Source organism: Porphyromonas macacae DSM 20710 = JCM 13914 (assembly GCF_000379945.1).
Classification (GTDB): Bacteria; Bacteroidota; Bacteroidia; order Bacteroidales; family Porphyromonadaceae; genus Porphyromonas; species Porphyromonas macacae.
Genome location: NZ_KB904124.1, coordinates 159,045 through 179,740, shown reverse-complemented (window position 1 = coordinate 179,740; position 20,696 = coordinate 159,045). Strand labels below are relative to the sequence as shown.

Sequence of the window (20,696 nt, the reverse complement as noted above, 5' to 3'; positions counted from 1 at the left end):
GTTTAATAATAAAATCGTAAAGAACAGGCATTTTATTCTAATAAACTCATATAATAAAAAACAATGGAACTAAACAAAAAAATGGAAGAAGCCATCAACCGGCAAATCAATGCCGAGATGTGGTCTTCTCACTTATACTTAGCCATGTCTGTGCACTTCGGATACATCGGCCTGAACGGTTTTTCACACTGGATGCGCAAACAGGCGGAGGAAGAGATGGAGCATGCCTATGCCATGATCGACTACCTGAGCCAACGAGGCGGCCGTCCGCAGATACTGCCCATCGAGGAAGTACCCAACGAGTTCGGCTCTCCCCTGCAAATTATGGAGCAAGTACTGAAGCACGAGTGTATCGTTTCCGAAAGCATCATCAAGCTGGTTCACCTCTCGGATGAACTATCGGATTTGCCGAGCCGCGAGTTCTTTATGACTTTTGTCAAAGAGCAAGTGGAAGAAGAGGCTTCTGTAAACGACATCATCACCCAAATCAAACTGTACGGCGAGAAACACGAAATACTCGTAGACCATCATCTGAAAAAAAGATAATCGAGTTTTCACTTCTTTCATAAAAGAAAAGTAAGCATCTTAAATAATTAAGAAACGGCCGGGGAGCATATTCATTGCTTTCCGGCCGTTTCTTTTGAAACCTTACCCCACATCACACAAATGAAGCAAAGAAAATCACAAACTACCATGCAATGCAAGAAAAATCTACTTTGTTATGCAAGGATATAAAATATTCTATTATATTTGCATTAGTTAGGTAATACAAGGTAGACTATGGAAACAAGCATGACAGGAATAAAATGAGCGGCCGCCACTTCTTCCGAACAACGAAATAAAATCTGCCTGAAACCCTAAAATAACTAAAATGAGAGTAGATGGAAATAAACAACAATCCGAACATGCACTACGACTCTTATACCGGCTCCGGCACTGCACCGGACGGTCTGATGAGCGTAGACAACATCAAGGCGCAAATGCGCAAGGGCATTCTGGAATACTGTATACTGCTACTGCTTAGAGACCGTAAACTGTATGCCAACGATATTATAGAAGCTCTTAAGGAAGCAGATCTGATTGTAGTGGAAGGCACACTGTACCCACTTCTTTCACGTCTGAAAAGGGCAGGACTCCTGAGCTACGATAAAGCGGAGTCTCCACAACAGGGACCTCCCAGAAAATACTATGGGTTGACGGAAATCGGCCAACGTTTTCTGGAACAACTCGGAGACAATTGGAATGCTCTGGAAAAAACCGTAAACAAACTAAAGAACAACTCATTCATTTTACCGGCAAACGAAAACACATTATGAAAAAGAATTTGAACATGAACATTGCAGGCCAAATCTTCCACATAGACGAAGATGCTTACAGCCTGCTCGAAAATTATCTGCGAAGCCTGCAGGCTCATTTCGGCAACTCTTCGGAAGACAAAGAGTTGATGAACGATTTCGAGTATCGAATAGCTGAACTGCTGGTCGAAATGGGAAGTTCGGACAGTCGAATCGTGGATATTTCACTGGTGCGGCAAGTTATCGAACGCATCGGCAAACCGGAGGAAATCTTTGCCGAAGAGCAAAAAGAAACATACGAGCACAGAGAAAACAGAACTTTTACAAATAGCAATGGACAGACTGCAAACCGGAAATATTACCGGGATGTGGATAACGCATGGCTGTGCGGCGTGTTGAGCGGACTTGCGGCTTATACCGGATGGAATTTGGGAGTGCTAAGGCTTCTGGCGGTACTGCTGACCATCTTTGCAAACGGATTCTTCTGGGTTATCATTTTGGGTTATCTGGCCTGCTGGATGATTGTACCTGCAGCCATCACAGCCGACCAAAAACTGCAAATGCGGGGAGAACCCGTTACTGTGGAGCAGATAGGCCGTGAAGTTACGTACGACCCGCGTTACACTCACTCCCAGGACAACAGCATGAACCGTATGGGCGGATGTTTGCTTAGAGGCTGCCTGGGCACACTGGTGTTAATAATGGTCATACCGGCTATTTTCATCATCATTGCACTGATAGGCGGTTTCTTTGAAGAGCTTACGGATTTCTCCTTTTTCTATTATCCGCACTTCATTCATGGCCACTCATGGATGTTCGTAACGGCTATCATCTGCGGAATCATCATCATCGCAGTACCCGTCATCGTACTTATTCACAGTATTATACAGACAGCCAAACCCGCAACGAAACCTTTGCCCAAATGGTTTCGTATCCTTTCCATGATACTATGGGTGCTCAGCATCATCATGCTGATTGTTCTTTTTATTCTCTACATCCCTAACCTGAGGCATGAACTTCCTTTTATAAACACAGAGTTCTATCACGGGATTTAATTCCTTTTATTTTACATTTCAGCCCTGTAAATACAATATGTTTACAGGGCTTTTTCTATCTTGTAAGAAAAGAGCCGAGACTCTCTGCAAGCAAATCACGGGTAAAGGCTCTTTGATTACCTTTGTATATCGAACGATTACAATGAGATTGCATGACTGACGAAGAACTTATACTGAGTAGAATAGACAACAAAATATTGCGGTTGGTTTCGGAATCGGCCGATGAAATAGGGGTCGAGGCGTACGTGGTGGGCGGATATGTAAGAGACATATTTCTCCGCCGGCCTTCGGACGATATAGACATCGTTTCTGTGGGAAAAGGAATCGATCTGGCACAGGCCGTAGCCGGAAAGTTGGGGAAGGCAGCCCGTCTGTCGGTTTTCAAGCGCTTCGGTACGGCACAGGTGAAATATCATAAAATGGAACTGGAGTTCGTAGGTGCAAGGCGCGAAAGCTACTCCTCGGACAGCCGTAAGCCTGTGGTGGAAGACGGAACGCTGCAAGACGATCTGGAACGGCGCGACTTTACCATAAATGCCCTGGCGGTTTGTCTGAACGGCAGTCGTTTCGGTGAGCTGATCGACATGTTCGACGGTCTGCCCGATATGGATGATCAACTCCTTCGCACCCCATTGGACCCCGAAATTACATTCAGCGATGATCCGCTGCGGATGATGCGTGCCATCCGCTTTGCATCACAACTGGCCTTTACGCTGGACAATGAAGTTTTTGAAGCCATCAAAACAAATGCCCACCGCATCGATATTGTCAGTGCAGAGCGCATTATTGCAGAGCTGAACAAGATTATGCTTTCGCCACGCCCGTCCATCGGGCTGGAGCTGTTTGAAAAAACAGGGCTTATGGCACGCATACTGCCCGAACTTCTGGATTTGAAAGGAGCGGAAACAAAAGAAGGTATCGGACACAAGGACAATCTCACACATACTTACAAGGTGGTGGATAACCTGGCAAAAATGCTTCTTCAACGCGAAAGACAGGAAAAAGATCTGTATCTGCTCTGGGGTGCCCTGCTGCATGACATCGGAAAGCCGCGTACGAAAAAATTCGACCGCAATCTGGGCTGGACTTTCCACAATCACAATTATGTGGGTATGAGAATGGTGCACAAAATTTTCAGACGTATCAAAATGCCGCTCGACCAGAAGATGCACTATGTGGAAAAGCTGGTAGAATTGCACATGCGTCCGGCAGCACTCGTAGACGAAGGAGTTACGGACTCGGCTGTGCGGCGGCTGCTCTTCGAAGCAGGAGACGATATAGACGACCTGATGTTGCTGGTGGAAGCCGACATCACCAGCAAAAACCCGGATAAAGTAAGACGCTATCTCGATAACTACGCCATAGTAAGGCAGAAACTGAAAGAGATCGAAGAGAAAGACCGGATACGCAACTTCCAGCCTCCGATCATGGGCGAACAAATCATGAAAACGTTCAATCTGCCTCCGTGCGAGGAGGTAGGACGTATTAAAGACGCCATCAAAGATGCCATTCTGGACGGCATTATTCCCAATGAATACGAGGCCGCTTATGAGTATATGCTCAAAAAAGCGGCATCCTTAGGACTTAAACCCATCAAACCGTAAAGTCATGCAATACTCGTTAGGTTTAGCTCTCAGCGGAGGCAGTGCCAAAGGGTTCTTACATATTGGCGTACTGCATTATCTCGAACAAATCGCACATACTCCCGAAATCATCTCCGGCACAAGTGCCGGAGCCTTGATAGCAGTACTCTATGCAGACGGTTTTAGACCGCTGGAGATAGCCGAACTTCTGACTAAAAAAGGCTTTTTGGGTATGACCAACTTCCAAATTCCTCAAGGAGGTCTTTTCAGTACACACAACTTCCACAATATGCTGCGTAAAAACATTCGTCACAAACGCCTTGAAGATCTGGAGATACCCATCAGGGTGTTGGCGACCGATCTGGATAAAGGCTGCAGTAAGGTTTTTTCCGAAGGCCCTACGGTAGACATCGTGGTGGCATCGTGCAGTATTCCCGTTCTTTTCAACCCTGTGGTTATAGACGGCACCTATTACGTGGATGGAGGACTGTTCAAAAACTTTCCCGTATCCACCATCAGAGAGGATTGCCGTACCGTTATCGGCGTTAATTTGGGACAGGAACCGATAGAAGGAAAATACAAAAAAAAGGTCTCAGCCATTGCCCAACGAAGTTTTAGTTTTATCTTCGGACAAAATGCGAGGCCCGATCGAGAGCTCTGCGATATATTGATAGAGATCGATCCTGAAACGAACGTTCCCATGTTTAATCTGAGTCTGGCTCCCAAATTGGTAAAAAAGGGATTCGAAATGGCTCGGGAGAAAATAAATGATTACAACGCGCATCGATCTGAAACGGGCACCGGGATCTGATGCTGTATTCCCTCTCTTCTCTGTAGTGTTATACAGGGCTTATCTAAGATTATACTATTGACAAACAGCTAAAGCACAACCGCCATGAAAGAAAAGATGATTATTTACTCAGTTTTGCCAAGACTTTTTGACAATAGAAACTGTACACGCATCCCGCACGGCAGTATAGAAACCAACGGGTGCGGCAAACTGAATTCGTTTACACACGAAGCGTTAAAAGCAATAAAAAAACAAGGTTACACACATATTTGGTTTATCGGCCTTCCTGAACATGCTACAAAAACGAACTACTCGAAGTATGGTATTACGCCTGACTTCAGCGGCATTGTCAAAGGGCGTGCCGGCTCTCCGTATGCCATAAAAGACTACTACGACATAGACCCCGATTTGGCAGAAGACGTACACGACCGTATGGAAGAGTTCGATGATCTGGTGGAACGGATACACAAATTAAGACTCAAAATCATTATAGACTTTGTGCCCAATCATGTGGCACGGCAGTATCGCTCGGATGTCAAGCCTCCTTATATACACGATCTGGGAGAGAATGACAACAACAATCTGGCTTTCGATCCGCAAAACAATTTCTACTATCTTCCGGGGCAGCCGCTTACGCTTATGTTCGGATCAGAAGAAGAACACTACAATTACAGCGAATTTCCTGCCAAAGTTTCGGGTAACGACCGCTTTACCGCACAAGTTTTCGAGAGCGACTGGTACGAGACCGTGAAGCTGAACTACGGCGTGGACTATATGAACAACGGAACGCAGCATTTTGACCCTATACCCGACACATGGCACCGGATGCTGGAAATTCTTTGTTTCTGGGGTTCCAAACACGTCGATGGCTTCCGGTGCGATATGGCGGAGATGGTACCTGCCGCATTCTGGGCCTGGGCTATTCCCCAGATTAAGGAAAGCTATGGAAATATCATCTTTCTGGCAGAAATATACAATCCGCATGCTTACAGCACTTATATCAATGCAGGCTTCGACTATTTATACGACAAAGTGGGCATGTACGATACCATGTGCAACATACTGCGGGGCAATACTCCTTCCATGCAATTCTATACAGCCTATCAGGCACACGTCCACCTGCAAAAACACATGCTTTACTTCATGGAAAACCATGATGAACAGAGACTGGCATCCGACTTTATTGTGGGTGATGGTCTTAAAGCGCGTCCGGCCGTGGCCATGTCCGTTCTGTGCGCGAGCAACCCTTTTATGGTCTATTTCGGCCAGACATTGGGAGAGCGAGGTATGGATGCCGAAGGGTTCAGCGGTATGGACGGGCGAACGTCTATCTTCGATTACTGGAGTTTGGACAAGATGCAACGCTGGATAAACGGCGGAGCCTACAATACAGAGAAACTGACAGAAGAAGAGAAAACGCTGCAAGAATTCTATTGCACGCTCTTCACCCGGATATGCAAGGAAAGAACCGTTACCGAAGGAGAGTTTTTCGATCTCTGCTATGCCAACACTTTCCACTCAGGCTTCAACACGCAGAAGCATCATGCTTTCTTCAGGCACATTCCCGGAGAATATCTTTTGGTGGTCAGCAACTTCTCTCCGACCACAGACCTTGTACGCATCAATATGCCGCAGGAACTGTTCGAAAAAATGAAGCTCACCCCCAATGTAGCCATGAAACAAACCGATCTTTTTACCGGGCAAAGCAAGATCTGCACCCTGACCCCTTTGGCTCCGTACGAATTAACCATGGAACCGCATTCTGTTCAGGTTATCAAGTTCGTTTTACAGGAATAAATTTTACCTTTACATCATAAATGTGTTTGGCAAAAGCCAAACACATTTTTTCCTGCTCCGGCGAATGCTAATCTTATAATCGATATGAGTACAACTAACTGCAACAACTACGCCGTTTTTGCCGGCGAAAAATCAAGACCTTTGGCAGAAAAAATCTGTAAAAGCTTAGGCTGCCAAATGGGACGCATGACAACCGAACACTTTGCCGATGGCGAGTTTGCGGTCTTTTACGAAGACAGCATACGCGGCAAAGACGTCTTTCTCGTTCAATCCACTTTCCCCAGTGCGGACAATATCATGGAGCTTTTGCTCATGGTCGATGCAGCCAAACGCGCTTCTGCACACTACATTACAGCCGTCATCCCCTACTTCGGATGGGCACGTCAGGACAGGAAAGACAAACCGCGCGTTTCCATCGGGGCTAAGTTAATCGCAGATATGTTGGGCAGTGCCGGTATTACCAGACTCATTACCATGGATTTGCACGCAGACCAGATTCAAGGATTCTTCAATGTGCCCGTAGACCACCTCTATGCCTCTTCCATCTTTCTGGAATACATTAACAGGAACCTTTCTCTCGAAACGCTGACCGTTGCCACTCCGGATGTGGGCGGAACCAAGCGTGCCAACACCTATGCCAAATTCCTGGGGGTACCCATGGTTATCTGCCACAAGAGCCGCATCCGTGCCAACGAGGTGGCAGAGATGCGTATTATCGGTGATGTAGAAGGACGCGACGTTCTGCTTATCGACGATATCGTAGATACGGCCGGCACCATTACCAAAGCAGCCAACCTGATGCTGGAAAACGGAGCACGCAGCGTACGTGCCCTTGCCAGCCACGCCGTACTGAGCAACCCGGCTATGGAACGTATTGAGCAAAGTGCCCTGACGGAAATTCTGTTCACAGACTCCATACCCTTGAAACGTACCAGTTCCAAGGTACACATTCTCTCCGTTGCAGATATGTTTGCAGAGGCTATCCGCCGTGTCTGCAACCACGAATCCATCAGCTCACTCTACTCCATCTAAAGAAGCAGAGATATCGAACTTAAGAGAAAGGGAGGACGTTCTTCGTCCTCTCTTTCTCTTTTTTCGTATACCCGAACCTGTTTGGCTCTTTTCGATATATGTCTCTTTTGCGACATTAAACGTTACTCGCACATGCTATCTTTGACATACCGGAATAAACAACATAAAAACAACAACGATTATGGAACATAAAATGAAAAACCATCTCTCCGATATTAACGAAGAGAAAATCAGGACGATCAGAGAGATCAGAGAACTGTCGGATAAGGGACTTATCTCCGCCGAAGAAGCAGCAAAACGACTGCGAGAAAAGATAAAAAGCATCACTCCTGCAGAAATTGCCTATGCCGAACAAACGGGCAACGGTACGGACAATGACGATGAGTGTATCCGGGAGAATATGCAGCAGATGAGAGCAATTTTCAAGGATCTTCTGCAAGCAGAACGTCCCTCGTTGCCTGCCGGGCATCCCATCGACAGTTACTATAAGGAAAATGATGCCGTATGCACCCTTGTGGCACAGATGAAAGAGCTTTATGGAGCAGCTTTCATCAAAAAACGATGGCTGGAGCTGTACGAGCAGCTGGAGCAGTTCAAAACACATCTGGCACGCAAACAAAACCAACTCTATTCGGCTCTGGAACGTAAGGGTTTCGACAAGCCGAGTACAACGATGTGGACATACGATAATCTGGTCAGAGATACGATTACCGGCCAGCACGACAACCTGAAAAGAAATGCCGTGGAAGCATTTCTGAACAATCAGCCGGAGATGGAGCGTATTCTTCTGGATCTGATCGACAAAGAAAATACCATACTTCTGCCCACAGCTCTGGAAATGCTCTCCGAAAGCGAATTCGCCTCTCTTTCGAAAGGTGATTTCGAAATCGGTTTCTGCCTGATTCCTACACCTCCTCCTTATATCGATGCGAACGAAGCCGCCTCTTCACCGGAGCATCCGGGATTGGCCGAAGATTTAGCGGCATTGCTCGGAAAATACGGCATCGGCAAAACGGATACCGACGTGTTAGATGTAGCAGAGGGCCAACTGACTCTGGAGCAAATCAATCTTATTTTCAAGCATTTGCCGGTAGATCTTTCCTTTGTCGATGAAAATGAAATCGTACGGTTCTATAGCGATACCGAGCATCGTGTCTTTCCTCGCAGCAAAGGAGTTATCGGCCGGGAAGTGCGCAACTGTCATCCTCGCAAAAGCGTACATGCGATAGAAGAAATCATCGAGAAATTCAGGACGGGCGAACAAAGCAGGGCCGAGTTCTGGATCAATAAACCGGGGCTGTTCATCTATATCATCTACGTTGCTGTAAGGGATGCAGGCAACAACTTCCGCGGAGTACTGGAAATGATGCAAAACTGCACCCATATTCACGAAAAGGAAGGCTCCCGCACGCTATTAACCTGGGAAGAAGAGGGAAAAGAAACCTCAAAGGCCGGAAAAAGAAACGGCCATCCACAGCACGGACGATACGGAAATAGCATTAACACCCGATACCAAACTGACCGATCTCTTCCGGCAATATCCTCACCTCAAAAAAGAGCTCGTCAACATCAACGAACGATTCGGTTTTCTACAATCGCCTTTAGCCAAAGTTATTCTGCCCAAAGCCACATTGGGCTTAGCCTCCAAATACGGAGAAATACCCTATGATACTTTGGTCGATAAAATCAAAGAATTGATAAAACGCTATTATAACAAACATCTCCCTGAGAGATACGAACAGTTTCAAAAAACGGCAGGCGTACAGCGTGAATTCACCGGCATGCTGCACCTGCCTTTCTTTTGTAAACATAAAAGTCCGTCTATATTCGTACGCTCTCTCTTAACGGTCTTTATTCCAGCGGCAAACCAATGTTTCCACAACATCCGTAAGCCAGAAAAGCAGAAAACCGCCCAAACTGAGCAATACGATAGCCACATACATAGCCACATAATCCACACGCATCCATGAGTCCACAATGTAAAAGCCCATTCCATAACGCGTGCCGTAGGTTTCGGCCACGAACAGCACCGAAATGGCCGTACCGATGGCCACACGCAGAGCAGACAAGGCATCGGGCAGAATAGCAGGAAAAATGACATAGTGTATCTTTTGCCGATAAGTAGCTCCCATGGAGCGGACAGCAGTAAAATGCTCTTCCGGGATACTGCGCAGGCTATCCCGAAGGGCTATGATAATCTGAAAAAGAATGATCAGGACGATAAAAACGATTTTCGGCGTCTCCCCCATGCCCAGAAGCAGCAACACCACCGGGAGCAGCGCCAATTTGGGTATGGGATAGGAGAAGTAGACGAACGAACTCATCAACCGGCCAAAGCGAGGCCATCGATACATGGATAAAGCCATGCTGATACCGATGCCGAAAGCAATCAATAAAGCCACACTCACGCGCCTCATACTATAAGCCAGATGCAGAGCCAAGCCTTTTTCCCAAACCGTACCAATTGACCGGTAAACGGTGACGGGACCGGGCAAGAGTGGTTTATCTACCAACAGGGCGGCAACAAACCAAATGACATGAAGCAGCAGGGCTCCCTGAAACATGCGCAGAAAAGATTTGGTCAGGTGCTTCAATGTTCGTCCTCCTCTAATGTTGTTAATATACGGCGCAGCTCTCCGGCCTTGATGTGCCCGTCTACAACAGAAACAATACGTCCCGGAGAGCCGGCAATCACCAGTGTTTGCGAGCAAAGCTGTTCTATCTCCTCCGGATTGTGGCTGACCATAACGGTTGTGACAGGAGAACGCTGCCATAACTCTCGAAACAGTTTTCGGCAACGTTCGGCCGTAGCAATATCGAGTGCGGAAAAAGCCTCATCCAACAGGAGCAGCTGGGGCTTGCGACAGAAAGCGCGTGCCAGGGCCACGCGCTGACGCTGACCTCCGCTCAACTGATGCGGATAACGCTCCAAAAGATGGCCAAGTTCCATCACATGGCAAACTTCGTCGAACAGTTCGCAGTCTGTTTGCGCATGCCTGATTTTCGAGGGGAGAAGAATGTTTTTCTTCACCGGGAACCAAGGTAAAAGACCGTATTGCTGCTGAACCAACGCAATGGTATGCACTTTCGGATCGGGTATGGAACCGTCTAAAAGAACGGTACCCGAATAATCGGAATGCAGCCCCGCCAGAATATGCAGCAGCGTGGACTTACCGCAGCCAGAAGGACCGGTAACTCCGACCACCTCACGGTCTTTTACGGCAAAAGAGAGGTCGTGGAGCACCGTATGGGGCTGCGGGCGCAAATAAGAGGCAATAATATGTTCGGCTTGAACCTGCATAAACGAGCAAAACGGGAGAAAAAAATCAGAAGAAACGGCCGTCGATGAGGTTTTGCGGTTGATAATCTGCCGGAAGGAGTTTACGCTCTTTCAGCCATTTTGCTGCTGCATGCAGATCTTCCGTCTGCGGCAATGCGGCATACTCATATTCCGGTCTCAACACCTCCGGTACCAAGGCTTCGGGTATTTTCACATACCGGTTCAAAAGATCCTTAACAGCCTCGTTATCATGTGTACGCAGGAAATCCACCCCCCGGTTATACCCCTCCAGCAATAAACGAATGGACTCCGTTTTGCCGGCGATGGCTTTTTCATCGAAAATCAACCCCGTACAGTTTATTTTGCCCGTACCGCGCGTGTCGGCTATACGCACACAGTGCAGCGAAGTGCCCATGGTTGCAAACGGATCGGGAAGCAACGTGGCATCGATCTGTCCGGCAGAGAGCATCTCAAGACGCAGAGGTATCTTATTGATATCCACAATCTCGATATCTTGTGGCATCAGGCCGGCCTGCTCCAGCATCTGCGAGGTAACATAATGGATAACCGTATTGTTGGAAACGGCTATCTGCTTACCCTTAAGTTCGGCCAAAGAATTGATATCCTTGCCGGGAGCTGTCATCATGGAAAAAAGCCCGTTCAGTTTCATAACCATTTTAACGGGCAACCCTCCCGCATGCTGCATCATGGCTCCGGTGTAATCGGTCACGGTGCCGTCTATCTGCTCTGCCATCAGTGCGGCATCACGATCGTTGGCCGAGAAGAACGGCACGATTTCGAGTTTAAGCCCCAAAGAGTCGTAAACGCCTTGTTCCAGAGCGACAACAAACGGCAGGTAATCCATCGAGCTCATAGCCCCGATACGTAGAGCCGGAACCGTATTCCCGGCATCCGAAACTTTTTTCTTTCCACCCGAACAACCCGTCAAAAGAGCGGCACCCAAAATCAAACTCAGCAAGAATACAAGGCCAAGAGGCCCGGCAAATCTGTTTTTCATCTCTTTATTTTTTTATGTTGTCTTACAAAAATAACCTCTTATTTCTCAATACAATACAAAAACAGACCGTGTTTACCGGCTCGAAACAAGTTTATCCGGTACGAATAAGAAATTTCGATCTTTTACAGAAAAAACAAAACAGAGTGCCACAAGAGTCGATTCAGAACGATTCGAGGCACTCCGTTCGGTGAAAAAAGAATCAGAGACCCAAAGCAGTCTCCGAATACGGACATAAGTCGGGATGTTAGCAGAACTTATGAATCCACTGCTCGCGTTCACCCGGCAAAAGGTCGATAACGGGTATTTCGGGCATGGTATAAGCCCCGGGCTGCTGACGCATGGAGGCACGCGCCACACACACCAATACCTGCCCCGTAAGAGCCGGGTTATTGATGGTCATATTGAACTCCAGAATCTGATTGTGCGTGATACCCGATACGCCTTTTCTGATCATATGAACGCCGTGCCCCATATCGATAAGACGGTTTACGTCATCTACGATGGTTACATGCGTTTCATCATTTCTAAAATAATCGTCCTCTTTGATGTTTTTAATCACCTGACCGGCATCATATCCGTTTTCAAGCTCCACATATACCATACGACGGTGAATACCTGTACCCAAAGGGATTGTCATGGAAAGAGCGCCGCGTACGCCCTCGATTGCTTTCACGGCGACGGTATGCCCCATGCTCATACCGGGGCCGAAATCGGTATAAGTAAGTCCTTTGGGTACAATGGCCTCCATAAGCATACGCACCACGGAATCGCTACCCGGATCCCAGCCCGAGCTGATAATCGACACAGCATTGTTGGCTCCGGCCACGGCTCCCAGACGGCTGCGCAGACCGACAATATCTTTATGTATATCGAAGCTGTCCACCGTATTGATGCCGGACTCCAAAAGAGGCCGTGCATATTCTTCCACCAAACGGGTGGGAGTACATAAAACGGCTACATCCACATGTCCCAATTCACGTATATCCGTTACCACCGGGAAGTTGTTGAGTTCGGGATTTTTATTCGTTAATTTGCGGCGTACCACTCCTGCTACTTCAAAGTCTTCGGCTGCGCTTAAAGCCTGAAGGGTATAACGCCCTACATTTCCATATCCGACTACGGCTGCACGGATTTTTTTCGGTTCGTTCATAAATGTCTTGATATAAATTTTAGAAGAGGCTTCTTCGGCCCTGTAATTACAAAGTTAAAAAAAGGACAAAATCTATTTTTCCGGTTGTCCGATCGTAAGTCTTTCGCGCGGCTCGAAGACGAGCGTATCCGGCAGTACTGCTCCCTGAACCCCCATGGGGAAACGGTCTATAATGACAACATTGGCGCTAAAAAGGTTGAGCAATTTTCCCAATGACTCCCTTGCCTGCGAACGTGCAATCTCCACGTATCCACGCGAATACATTTCATTTTCAAATTTTAACGGGATCTGTTTTTTGAAAATATTTTCCTCGGAAGCCTGCATGGTAAGATCGAAACCGAGCGGTTGTTTCAAACTGTATGCATCAATGACCCGGTACCCCCTTTCGTAGCAGGTTATTTTTTCCGGAGGCAGCTGAACGAAAAGCGTATCTCCACGCATACCTACAGGCATCTTTTCCAAATCGAAGCCGATCATGCCATGCACATCAACTACGGCGCAAATAACTTTTTGATTGACGGTGTCGGTTATCACCATTTCACGGTCGATCTCCAGTGTCGACAATCTGATCATCTCACGTATCCGCTCTATACGCGCCGGCAAATCGCTGTATCCGTCGTCCAACTCGTTTTCACGGTTACACTGTCTCAACAGCAGCATCAAAACCACAAGCACACCCAAGACTAAGGCAATAAAAAGCAAGAACCGGCCGGTTAGAAATTTTCGTTTTTTCATGGCTTAACAGATGATTTTTCCTGCTTAAAAGATATTTCTGCGGTCAGCCCTTTCATGGCTAACAGTTCGGTAAGCCATATTTTCGCCCTGTACTCCGCACGACTGCGAAGCTGCTCGTGCAAGGCAGGATTTTGAGCCACTTCTTTTTCCAGCCTTTTATAAGCCCGGTTCTTCAACTCCGCCCGCTCCTGCGGCGTGACAGGCGAGCGATATGCCGTTATACGCTGATAATCCAGCTGCATCGTGAAGTCGCGTCCAAGAAGTTCGAACATTATGGGTGGAAGCACCATACGGCATCTTTTCTCTTTTCGGTCTATGACAATATCTTCCTCCGTCAAACGGCTCAGATCTATAAACGCTGCAAGTTGGGAGTCAAAAGAGAATACAGCCGTACGCACACCGGGTTTTATTTTTTCCTCCGCCCATTTGAGCATATTTTTTACCGAACCGACATCTTTCAGATGTATATCAGGATCTTTCAAAATAATCACCTTATGAATATCCGCCTCGGCCAAAGTCAATTTTTCGACTTTTTGCAGATCGGCTTTCAACTCCTCCGCTGCGGGTAGATCGCTCTTTCCCGAACGACAACCGGAGAAGAGTAGCACAGCCGTTAAAAAGAGACTGAAAATTCTACTCAATACCTTGAACCACAACATTATCCGTCTACTTGGAGTCGTTTGTATTCTCTTCTTTCTCGATGGAGTTCAGGTTGAGACGGAGAGCTTCTATGGATATAAGAATTTCTCTCAGACAGACTAAGAGAGAAAGAGCCAGTAGCAACATACCTACACCGAAAATAATTTCACCGGCCAGCTGCCATTCGATGTAAATAAAAAACATGGCAGTGACACAAAAAAGTAAGCTGGAAACGCCTAAAATCTGCATGGCTCGAATCAGTTTCATCCGCCGGTATAAGTTCCTGATTTGCCGGAGAGAGGTTCGTCCCGGTTTTTCAACGTGTTGCTGCTGCAGGTTGCGCACCAATTGTGCATAGGAGAGAAAACGGTTGGTATAGGCCAGCAAGATCAGCGACGTAGCCGAGAAAAGCAAAGAAGGAGTAGTCAATGATAACGATTGCATAATATAGCTTGTTTTAACTGTAAAGTTAAGAGAATCAATCGTTTTGGAGAAATTGCTCCCAAGACCCGGAAAAATAATTTTCTCTTTTATCCGGTTGGTCAGGCAAAAAAAATAAACTTATCTTGTAACAAATACCCGTTTGCTGCGTCTATAAATAAAAGGCCTCTTCTGAGAGGAGGCAGGAAAAACATCCGGAAACAACTTTAATACGAATATACAGATATGAAGAAAAACATTTTGTACAGTCTGATTTTTTTACAGATTTTCCTGGTAACCCTGCCATCCTGCAGGATAAATGCACAAAGCACAAGAAGCACCTCTTACAATGCCTCTCTGAAACACGAACTCTCTCCTTTCAAGGCCATTCATGTGGGTGACGGCTTCGAGGTGGAAATTTTACACTCCGATAAGTACTCCTGTGAGATATTTGCACAAACAATGGACAACGTAAACGCCATCGAGCCGATGATCAAAAAAGGAGAGTTGTCTTTCAAAAATCATATTTTCCCCATTCTCGGTCGAAAAGGTCCCATCAAGGTTAAAATTTACGCCCCTAATCTGGAAGCCATATCTCTTTCGGGAGGAGCCAACGGTACCTCGGATATCCGCTTCTCTTCCAATAAGTTTTATCTGGATCTTTCGGGAGGAGCTTCATTAAAAGAAATTCAAATCAAGTGCGATGAGTTGCTGGTCAATATGTCCGGCGGTTCTATCCTGAAAGACATATCAGTACAGGCCCGTAATGCGAAAGTCGACCTTTCAGGCGGAAGCCACTGGCTGTCGAGCGAACTGCAGCTGGAAGACAATCTGCTCCTCGACCTCTCCGGCGGCAGCCGCGTAGAAAATTTTATCGGAGGTGTGAAATCTTTGCTCTTAGACTGCTCTGCCGGCTCGAAAGCCTATATTGCCGATTTTATCGCTAAAAACTGCTCTGTGGATTTGTCGGGAGCAGCACGTGCGAAAATACAGGCAACCGAAGAGATTGAAGTCGAAGCCTCGGGAGCCAGCACATTATATTACAAAGGAACGGCCAAAATGAATAAAGTGGATGTGAGCGGAGTGTCTTCCGTAAAACAACTGTAATAAAAAGAAACAAATTATGAATGCAAAAACAATTCGTTTTCTTTGCGCCTGCTTTGTCCTTACCTTTTTAACAAGCTGCATTTACGGCAATGGCAAAGATCGAAGCAGGATCAAAAGCATAGCCCGTTACGGTGAAATCCGGACAGAAGAACGTTCATTAAGCGGGTTCGACACCATTTCCATAAGCTCGGCCGTGGATATGATTTTAACCCGGGGCGATGAATTTAAGGTGACAGTGGAAGCCAATGAGACACTGATCAATAAAATCAAAACCGAGCTTATCGACAATAACCACCTGAATATTTATATGGAAAAAGAGCGAAGGCCGGGGTCTATTACAGCAACGGTACACGTTACACTGCCCATACTGACAACCCTGAATATCGGCGGTGCCAGTGATGTAGAACAAACGCCCGGCAAGGAATTTGTCTGTAGAAAATTCACCCTCAAAACACAAGGTGCCGGAGATTTGAATTCGCTGAACGTTGCCTGCGATACGCTGTTAGTGAATGTGAGCGGAGCTTCGGATGTCAACAGAATGACGGCACGCTGTGGAGCTGCCTCTATCCATATTTCCGGTTCGAGCGACATAAACATGGATTTGGATGTTGCCGGGCATACCGACATAAAGGTCAGCGGTGCTTCGGATATTCTATTGAGAGGAAACACGCAAAGTTTGACAGCTTCGCTTTCGGGTTCTTCGGATGCAGATTTCAGAAACTTCCGGTCCGCAACGGGAAAAATAAATGCCAGCGGCAGCTCCGATGCCGTGGTTTTTATCACCGATACCATTCAATACCGGATATCGGGACAGACAACGGTGGTAAACTACGGTAAAGCATTCGTCAGGCCGGAGTCTCAAAAATCTTCAAACGCAGATTTCCTCCGGAAATAGGAGATCGGGCGAACAATCAAATCCGGATAATGCGGCATTTGCCATACTTATCCGGATTTTGTTTTGCTTTGACGGCAAAAATATTTCGACATCGTATCCCCTTGGGTCATTCGACAGACACGAACAATTATTCACAAACTTTATTTACTAAAGCTTATCTTTATTAACTTTGTAAAGAGACCGTTAGCGTTTCGTATTCAGCAATCGCAGCTCCTGCGGATTGACTGTAAAAAATGGAATTATGGATATAACACTCATAGGATACGGCCGCATGGGGCACATCATTGAAACAATCGCCCGAAAACGCGGTCATCGCATCGTTTTGACCATTGACCGCGGACAGGAAGAATTGTTCGAGAGCGAGCATTTTCTTCACAGCGATGCGGCCATCGAGTTCAGCACCCCGCAAACGGCATTAAAGAATATAGAATATTGTTTTGCCCATCACATCCCTGTTGTAAGCGGAACGACAGGCGATTGGACCGCGCAATTACCAGGGTTGAAGAAAAGATGTGAAGAGGAAGGGCAGACTCTTTTTTGGGCTTCCAACTTCAGCATCGGAATGAATCTCTTTTTTGCTCTGAATAAACACTTGGCAAAATTGATGAAAGATTTTCCGGTCTATTCGCCGTCTTTAACCGAAACGCACCATATTCACAAACTGGATGCTCCGAGCGGAACAGCTATAACATTGGCCGAACAGATTGTGAAAGTATCTCCATCTGTCAGGGACTGGCAACCGGTAAACGAAAACACGCCCATTGCGCCCGATTCTCTCCCGGTTAGCTCAATAAGAGAAGGTGAGGTGCCGGGCATACACACCATCAATTACCGGTCCGATGCAGACTGTATTTCCATAACTCACGAAGCATTCGGACGGGAAGGGTTTGCTCTGGGGGCTGTGCTGGCAGCCGAGTTTACCGCAAACCATAAAGGCTTTTTGAATATGCAGCAACTACTAAATTTGAAAACCGATGAATAAAATAGATTTCAAACATCACCGTCGCAGAAAAAACGAAACGACGAAACAGCGTTTCATACGCATCATCTCCGGCTCTGTTTTCAGCATTCTTTACATTCTTTTCTCTTTTTGGGCAGGTTGGGGCTGGTTCCTTCTGCTGCCTCTGATTATCGATTTTTATTTTATCGGATTTATAAACTGGGGATGGTATCAGAGAATCCGGAATAAGAGTTTGCGCTCGTTCTGCACACTGGTTGCCGATATTCTCTTTGCTGTTATCGGAGTAACATTATTAAGTATTTTCTTTATTCAGAATTTTGCCATTCCCACCTCTTCTTTAGAAAAAACGCTGCTGATCGGAGACTATCTATTTGTAGAAAAAGTAACCTATGGGCCACGTATGCCCGTAACTCCGATAGCTATGCCTTTGACACACAACACCCTGCCGGGAGGAGGGAAAAGTTATCTGGACGCGCCACGATTGAAATACAAGCGTCTGAAAGGCAAAAGAGGAGTAGAACGAATGGATTTGGTCGTATTCAACTTTCCGGCCGGAGATACCGTCGCACTCAAAATGCCCAACCCCGACTATTATACGCTTTGCAATATGTACGGGCGCCAGCGTGTGCATGAAGATAAAGCTCTTTTTGGCGACATCGTGACACGCCCCGTAGACAGACGCGACCATTATGTAAAGCGTTGTGTAGGCATTGCCGGCGATACTGTGGAAATCCGCAACAATCAGATTTACATCAACGGCAAAGCTCAGGAAAATCCTCCCAAAATGCAGCTGAACTATTGGGTACAAACGGATGGAACGACCCTTTCCAAGGAATTGCTGGACCAATTGGGCATTAACTACAGAGATCTAAATATAGCTGCATCCGGGGCGCAATCCGAAAGCCTCTGTTATGAACTGGGAATAGAGCCGATGGCCAATGGCAATTACGGCGCTGTGTTTCATCTGCCGCTGACTGCTGAAATGAAAGAAAAAATAAGCAAGGAGCCTTATGTCGTTCACATCAAAATGGAAGAAGACTTTTCTCAATTGATGTATCCAATCGGTGCCAAATTCAATTGGACGCGCGATAACTATGGCCCGATCTACATTCCGGCAAAAGGTACAACCATCGAGCTGACACCTGAAAATATTGCACTTTACAGTCGCTGCATTCATGCTTACGAAGGGCATGACCTGACTGTCTCTGCAAACGGTAAAGTGCTTATAGACGGAACTCCCGCCACCTCCTATACTTTTGAGCAGGACTATTACTGGATGATGGGGGATAATCGGCACATGTCGGCCGACAGCCGTTACTGGGGATTCGTACCCGAAGATCATATCGTGGGCCGACCTGCTTTACTCTGGCTTTCGCTCAACAACGAACAATCTCTTTTCGGCGGGAAAATACGCTGGAGCCGAATGATGCGAACCATCAAAGCACATTAAATTCAACGTACTGAGCCATGAAACCGGACAAAGACCTGCCAACCGGACGAAAACGCTCACTTGGGTGGGCATTGCCGGTGGTGGCCTTGCTGCTGGTCATAGCCCTGCGTATCTGGGTCATTAACGTGGCACGACTACGTTCCGATGCCATGGAACCGTCATTAAAACCCGGACGTTGGGTGGTGGTTAACAAACTTCGCACACCGCGAGTGGGAGATGTGGTGATTTTCAAAATACCGGCATCCACGACATCTAAGACACAGCTGGGCATAGCGCGTGTGGCAGCTGTTCCGGGCGACAGCATTCGTATGTTCGAGGGAATATTGACAAACAACGGCAAAAAACTGGCGTACCCTCTGAATGCCGGCAAAGAGATTTCCTATGCACTCAGGTTGCCGCATCCAAAGAAACCCTATCCTCTTAATACCGTCAATCTGGTAGCCGTAAGGCAAGCTATTTTATCCGAAAGTTTAGAATCCACCCGTATAGACAGCGGTAAGCTCTTTATCGACGACCGGGTACGCTCACACTTTACCTTTCGGCAATCTTACTACTGGTTACTTACCGATTTGGATAAACACCAACCGGACAGCCGGCATTTGGGGCTGATCTCACGCAATCGAATTGTCGGTGTCATTTATCAATAACTTTTCTCCATGTTGTTAGCCACGGCTTATGCACCGCCGGTGCAATACTTCACCAAACTGTTTGCGGCACAGGGCGATGGCGTGATTATAGAAGCACATGAAAATTTCGTGAAGCAGAGCTATCGCAATCGATGCATAATTATGAGTACGAACGGGCCGATGACGCTGAGTATACCGTTGCAGCACGATGATCGGGCAAAAGTGCCGATTACCGAAGTAAAAATATCCGAGCACGGCAATTGGCGGCATTTACACAAACAGGCGATTATTTCCGCTTACGGTAGCAGCCCGTTCTTTGAATACTACTGGGATGATATAGAGCCTTTGTATGAAAAAAATACCGAATTGCTTTGGGATTTTAACCTTCTCTATCTTCGCACACTGGTCACATTGTCCGATCTGGACGTTCATATTACGGCTTCGGAAGAATATATCGCTTCGGCCAAAGATGACTATCGAACCGTTATAAATCCCAGAAAACCGCTACCGGACAAACATTTCGAGCCCCAACCTTACTATCAGCTTTTTCAAACAAAAGGAGCATTCCGGCCCAATCTCAGTATTTTGGATTTACTTTTCAACATGGGTCCCGAGTCTCCTTTGATTCTCAGAGATTCGATACGTTGACCGGAAAACAAAAAGCATTCTTCTTACTTAAGAAATTCTCTGCCTGATGGTTGAAAATTCTTAGCGCAATGGATTTTCAACGAAGTTAACTTGGATTTTTTTTCTTTGCCTGAAGAATTTTCAACCATCAGGCAGAGAATTTTCAACTTTTACTTAACGGCACATTTTTTGTTTTCCTCAACGTAAGTTCGATATAACCTTAGCCTTTATTCTCA

The 20,696-nt window shown here is 46.6% G+C and carries 21 protein-coding genes; 14 read left to right on the top strand and 7 right to left on the bottom strand.

What is annotated here, in order from left to right:
* Window positions 1-63: 63 nt before the first annotated feature.
* The 8 genes from A3GI_RS0100865 to A3GI_RS10185 all read left to right on the top strand — a co-directional run bounded on the left by A3GI_RS0100865 (window position 64) and on the right by A3GI_RS10185 (window position 9,221).
* Window positions 64-546, top strand: a complete 483-nt coding sequence (locus tag A3GI_RS0100865; RefSeq protein WP_018359588.1) for a ferritin — start codon at window positions 64-66, stop codon at window positions 544-546.
* Between the two features lie 407 nt (window positions 547-953).
* Window positions 954-1,316 carry a PadR family transcriptional regulator gene (locus tag A3GI_RS0100860; RefSeq protein WP_025079373.1) on the top strand — a complete coding sequence of 121 codons (363 nt, stop codon included), beginning with the start codon at window positions 954-956 and terminating at the stop codon, window positions 1,314-1,316.
* A complete protein-coding gene (locus A3GI_RS11075) occupies window positions 1,313-2,350 on the top strand; it encodes a PspC domain-containing protein (protein ID WP_018359586.1) in 1,038 nt (345 codons plus the stop codon). Before A3GI_RS0100860 ends, A3GI_RS11075 begins: the two co-directional genes overlap by 4 nt.
* 152 nt (window positions 2,351-2,502) lie before the next feature.
* A complete protein-coding gene (locus A3GI_RS0100850; RefSeq protein WP_018359585.1) occupies window positions 2,503-3,954 on the top strand; it encodes a CCA tRNA nucleotidyltransferase in 1,452 nt (483 codons plus the stop codon).
* A gap of 4 nt (window positions 3,955-3,958) precedes the next feature.
* Window positions 3,959-4,744, top strand: a complete 786-nt coding sequence (locus tag A3GI_RS0100845; RefSeq protein ID WP_018359584.1) for a patatin-like phospholipase family protein — start codon at window positions 3,959-3,961, stop codon at window positions 4,742-4,744.
* 84 nt (window positions 4,745-4,828) lie between these two features.
* Window positions 4,829-6,520, top strand: coding sequence for an alpha-amylase family protein (locus A3GI_RS0100840; RefSeq protein ID WP_018359583.1), 1,692 nt, complete (start codon window positions 4,829-4,831; stop codon window positions 6,518-6,520).
* Window positions 6,521-6,604: 84 nt separating this feature from the next.
* The gene (locus A3GI_RS0100835) at window positions 6,605-7,552 is read left to right on the top strand and encodes a ribose-phosphate pyrophosphokinase (protein ID WP_025079374.1); all 948 of its coding nucleotides are present in this window, start codon (window positions 6,605-6,607) and stop codon (window positions 7,550-7,552) included.
* 181 nt (window positions 7,553-7,733) lie between these two features.
* Window positions 7,734-9,221, top strand: coding sequence for a DUF438 domain-containing protein (locus A3GI_RS10185; protein ID WP_169333222.1), 1,488 nt, complete (start codon window positions 7,734-7,736; stop codon window positions 9,219-9,221).
* Between the two features lie 172 nt (window positions 9,222-9,393).
* Here the strand turns inward: A3GI_RS10185 and A3GI_RS0100825 are convergent, their stop codons facing one another.
* The 7 genes from A3GI_RS0100825 to A3GI_RS0100795 form a co-directional block, all read right to left on the bottom strand.
* Window positions 9,394-10,146 carry an ABC transporter permease gene (locus tag A3GI_RS0100825; RefSeq protein ID WP_018359580.1) on the bottom strand — a complete coding sequence of 251 codons (753 nt, stop codon included), beginning with the start codon at window positions 10,144-10,146 and terminating at the stop codon, window positions 9,394-9,396.
* Entirely contained in the window at window positions 10,143-10,853 is a 711-nt protein-coding gene (locus A3GI_RS0100820) for an ABC transporter ATP-binding protein (protein WP_018359579.1), read from the bottom strand. Before A3GI_RS0100820 ends, A3GI_RS0100825 begins: the two co-directional genes overlap by 4 nt.
* 25 nt (window positions 10,854-10,878) lie before the next feature.
* Window positions 10,879-11,850: an ABC transporter substrate-binding protein gene (locus A3GI_RS0100815; RefSeq protein WP_018359578.1), complete on the bottom strand. Its 972-nt coding sequence runs from the start codon at window positions 11,848-11,850 to the stop codon at window positions 10,879-10,881.
* Between the two features lie 244 nt (window positions 11,851-12,094).
* Window positions 12,095-13,000 (bottom strand): diaminopimelate dehydrogenase, encoded by a 906-nt coding sequence (locus A3GI_RS0100810; RefSeq protein WP_018359577.1) that lies wholly within the window; start codon window positions 12,998-13,000, stop codon window positions 12,095-12,097.
* 72 nt (window positions 13,001-13,072) lie between these two features.
* The gene (locus A3GI_RS0100805) at window positions 13,073-13,735 is read right to left on the bottom strand and encodes a DUF4230 domain-containing protein (RefSeq protein WP_018359576.1); all 663 of its coding nucleotides are present in this window, start codon (window positions 13,733-13,735) and stop codon (window positions 13,073-13,075) included.
* Window positions 13,732-14,394 (bottom strand): DUF4230 domain-containing protein, encoded by a 663-nt coding sequence (locus tag A3GI_RS0100800; RefSeq protein WP_018359575.1) that lies wholly within the window; start codon window positions 14,392-14,394, stop codon window positions 13,732-13,734. The genes A3GI_RS0100805 and A3GI_RS0100800 overlap by 4 nt, the downstream gene beginning before the upstream one ends.
* A 7-nt stretch (window positions 14,395-14,401) precedes the next feature.
* Entirely contained in the window at window positions 14,402-14,818 is a 417-nt protein-coding gene (locus tag A3GI_RS0100795; protein ID WP_018359574.1) for a DUF2721 domain-containing protein, read from the bottom strand.
* Window positions 14,819-15,040: 222 nt separating this feature from the next.
* Between A3GI_RS0100795 and A3GI_RS0100790 the strand changes: the two genes are divergently transcribed.
* The 6 genes from A3GI_RS0100790 (at window position 15,041) to A3GI_RS0100765 (ending at window position 20,481) form a co-directional block, all read left to right on the top strand.
* Window positions 15,041-15,901, top strand: a complete 861-nt coding sequence (locus A3GI_RS0100790) for a GIN domain-containing protein (protein WP_018359573.1) — start codon at window positions 15,041-15,043, stop codon at window positions 15,899-15,901.
* A 16-nt stretch (window positions 15,902-15,917) separates the two neighbouring features.
* Window positions 15,918-16,796 (top strand): head GIN domain-containing protein, encoded by an 879-nt coding sequence (locus A3GI_RS0100785; protein WP_018359572.1) that lies wholly within the window; start codon window positions 15,918-15,920, stop codon window positions 16,794-16,796.
* Window positions 16,797-17,037: 241 nt separating this feature from the next.
* On the top strand, window positions 17,038-17,778 hold the full coding sequence (gene dapB / locus A3GI_RS0100780) for a 4-hydroxy-tetrahydrodipicolinate reductase (RefSeq protein ID WP_018359571.1): 741 nt from the start codon (window positions 17,038-17,040) through the stop codon (window positions 17,776-17,778).
* Window positions 17,771-19,207, top strand: a complete 1,437-nt coding sequence (locus tag A3GI_RS0100775; protein WP_018359570.1) for a S26 family signal peptidase — start codon at window positions 17,771-17,773, stop codon at window positions 19,205-19,207. Before dapB ends, A3GI_RS0100775 begins: the two co-directional genes overlap by 8 nt.
* A gap of 17 nt (window positions 19,208-19,224) precedes the next feature.
* Window positions 19,225-19,854 carry a signal peptidase I gene (gene lepB, locus A3GI_RS0100770; protein WP_018359569.1) on the top strand — a complete coding sequence of 210 codons (630 nt, stop codon included), beginning with the start codon at window positions 19,225-19,227 and terminating at the stop codon, window positions 19,852-19,854.
* Between the two features lie 9 nt (window positions 19,855-19,863).
* Entirely contained in the window at window positions 19,864-20,481 is a 618-nt protein-coding gene (locus A3GI_RS0100765) for a WbqC family protein (protein WP_018359568.1), read from the top strand.
* Window positions 20,482-20,696 lie beyond the last annotated feature (215 nt).

Bases quoted from the DNA above. Each gene is read 5' to 3' on its own strand.
- A3GI_RS0100820 (WP_018359579.1), bottom strand. From the start codon at position 10,853: ATGCAGGTTCAAGCCGAACATATTATTGCCTCTTATTTGCGCCCGCAG.
- A3GI_RS0100785 (WP_018359572.1), top strand. From the start codon at position 15,918: ATGAATGCAAAAACAATTCGTTTTCTTTGCGCCTGCTTTGTCCTTACC.
- A3GI_RS0100860 (WP_025079373.1), top strand. From the start codon at position 954: ATGAGCGTAGACAACATCAAGGCGCAAATGCGCAAGGGCATTCTGGAA.
- A3GI_RS0100815 (WP_018359578.1), bottom strand. From the start codon at position 11,850: ATGAAAAACAGATTTGCCGGGCCTCTTGGCCTTGTATTCTTGCTGAGT.
- A3GI_RS0100865 (WP_018359588.1), top strand. From the start codon at position 64: ATGGAACTAAACAAAAAAATGGAAGAAGCCATCAACCGGCAAATCAAT.
- A3GI_RS0100800 (WP_018359575.1), bottom strand. From the start codon at position 14,394: ATGTTGTGGTTCAAGGTATTGAGTAGAATTTTCAGTCTCTTTTTAACG.
- A3GI_RS0100765 (WP_018359568.1), top strand. From the start codon at position 19,864: ATGTTGTTAGCCACGGCTTATGCACCGCCGGTGCAATACTTCACCAAA.
- A3GI_RS0100840 (WP_018359583.1), top strand. From the start codon at position 4,829: ATGAAAGAAAAGATGATTATTTACTCAGTTTTGCCAAGACTTTTTGAC.
- A3GI_RS0100805 (WP_018359576.1), bottom strand. From the start codon at position 13,735: ATGAAAAAACGAAAATTTCTAACCGGCCGGTTCTTGCTTTTTATTGCC.
- A3GI_RS0100810 (WP_018359577.1), bottom strand. From the start codon at position 13,000: ATGAACGAACCGAAAAAAATCCGTGCAGCCGTAGTCGGATATGGAAAT.
- A3GI_RS0100835 (WP_025079374.1), top strand. From the start codon at position 6,605: ATGAGTACAACTAACTGCAACAACTACGCCGTTTTTGCCGGCGAAAAA.
- A3GI_RS0100850 (WP_018359585.1), top strand. From the start codon at position 2,503: ATGACTGACGAAGAACTTATACTGAGTAGAATAGACAACAAAATATTG.
- A3GI_RS0100795 (WP_018359574.1), bottom strand. From the start codon at position 14,818: ATGCAATCGTTATCATTGACTACTCCTTCTTTGCTTTTCTCGGCTACG.
- lepB (WP_018359569.1), top strand. From the start codon at position 19,225: ATGAAACCGGACAAAGACCTGCCAACCGGACGAAAACGCTCACTTGGG.
- A3GI_RS0100845 (WP_018359584.1), top strand. From the start codon at position 3,959: ATGCAATACTCGTTAGGTTTAGCTCTCAGCGGAGGCAGTGCCAAAGGG.
- dapB (WP_018359571.1), top strand. From the start codon at position 17,038: ATGGATATAACACTCATAGGATACGGCCGCATGGGGCACATCATTGAA.
- A3GI_RS0100790 (WP_018359573.1), top strand. From the start codon at position 15,041: ATGAAGAAAAACATTTTGTACAGTCTGATTTTTTTACAGATTTTCCTG.
- A3GI_RS10185 (WP_169333222.1), top strand. From the start codon at position 7,734: ATGGAACATAAAATGAAAAACCATCTCTCCGATATTAACGAAGAGAAA.
- A3GI_RS0100775 (WP_018359570.1), top strand. From the start codon at position 17,771: ATGAATAAAATAGATTTCAAACATCACCGTCGCAGAAAAAACGAAACG.
- A3GI_RS11075 (WP_018359586.1), top strand. From the start codon at position 1,313: ATGAAAAAGAATTTGAACATGAACATTGCAGGCCAAATCTTCCACATA.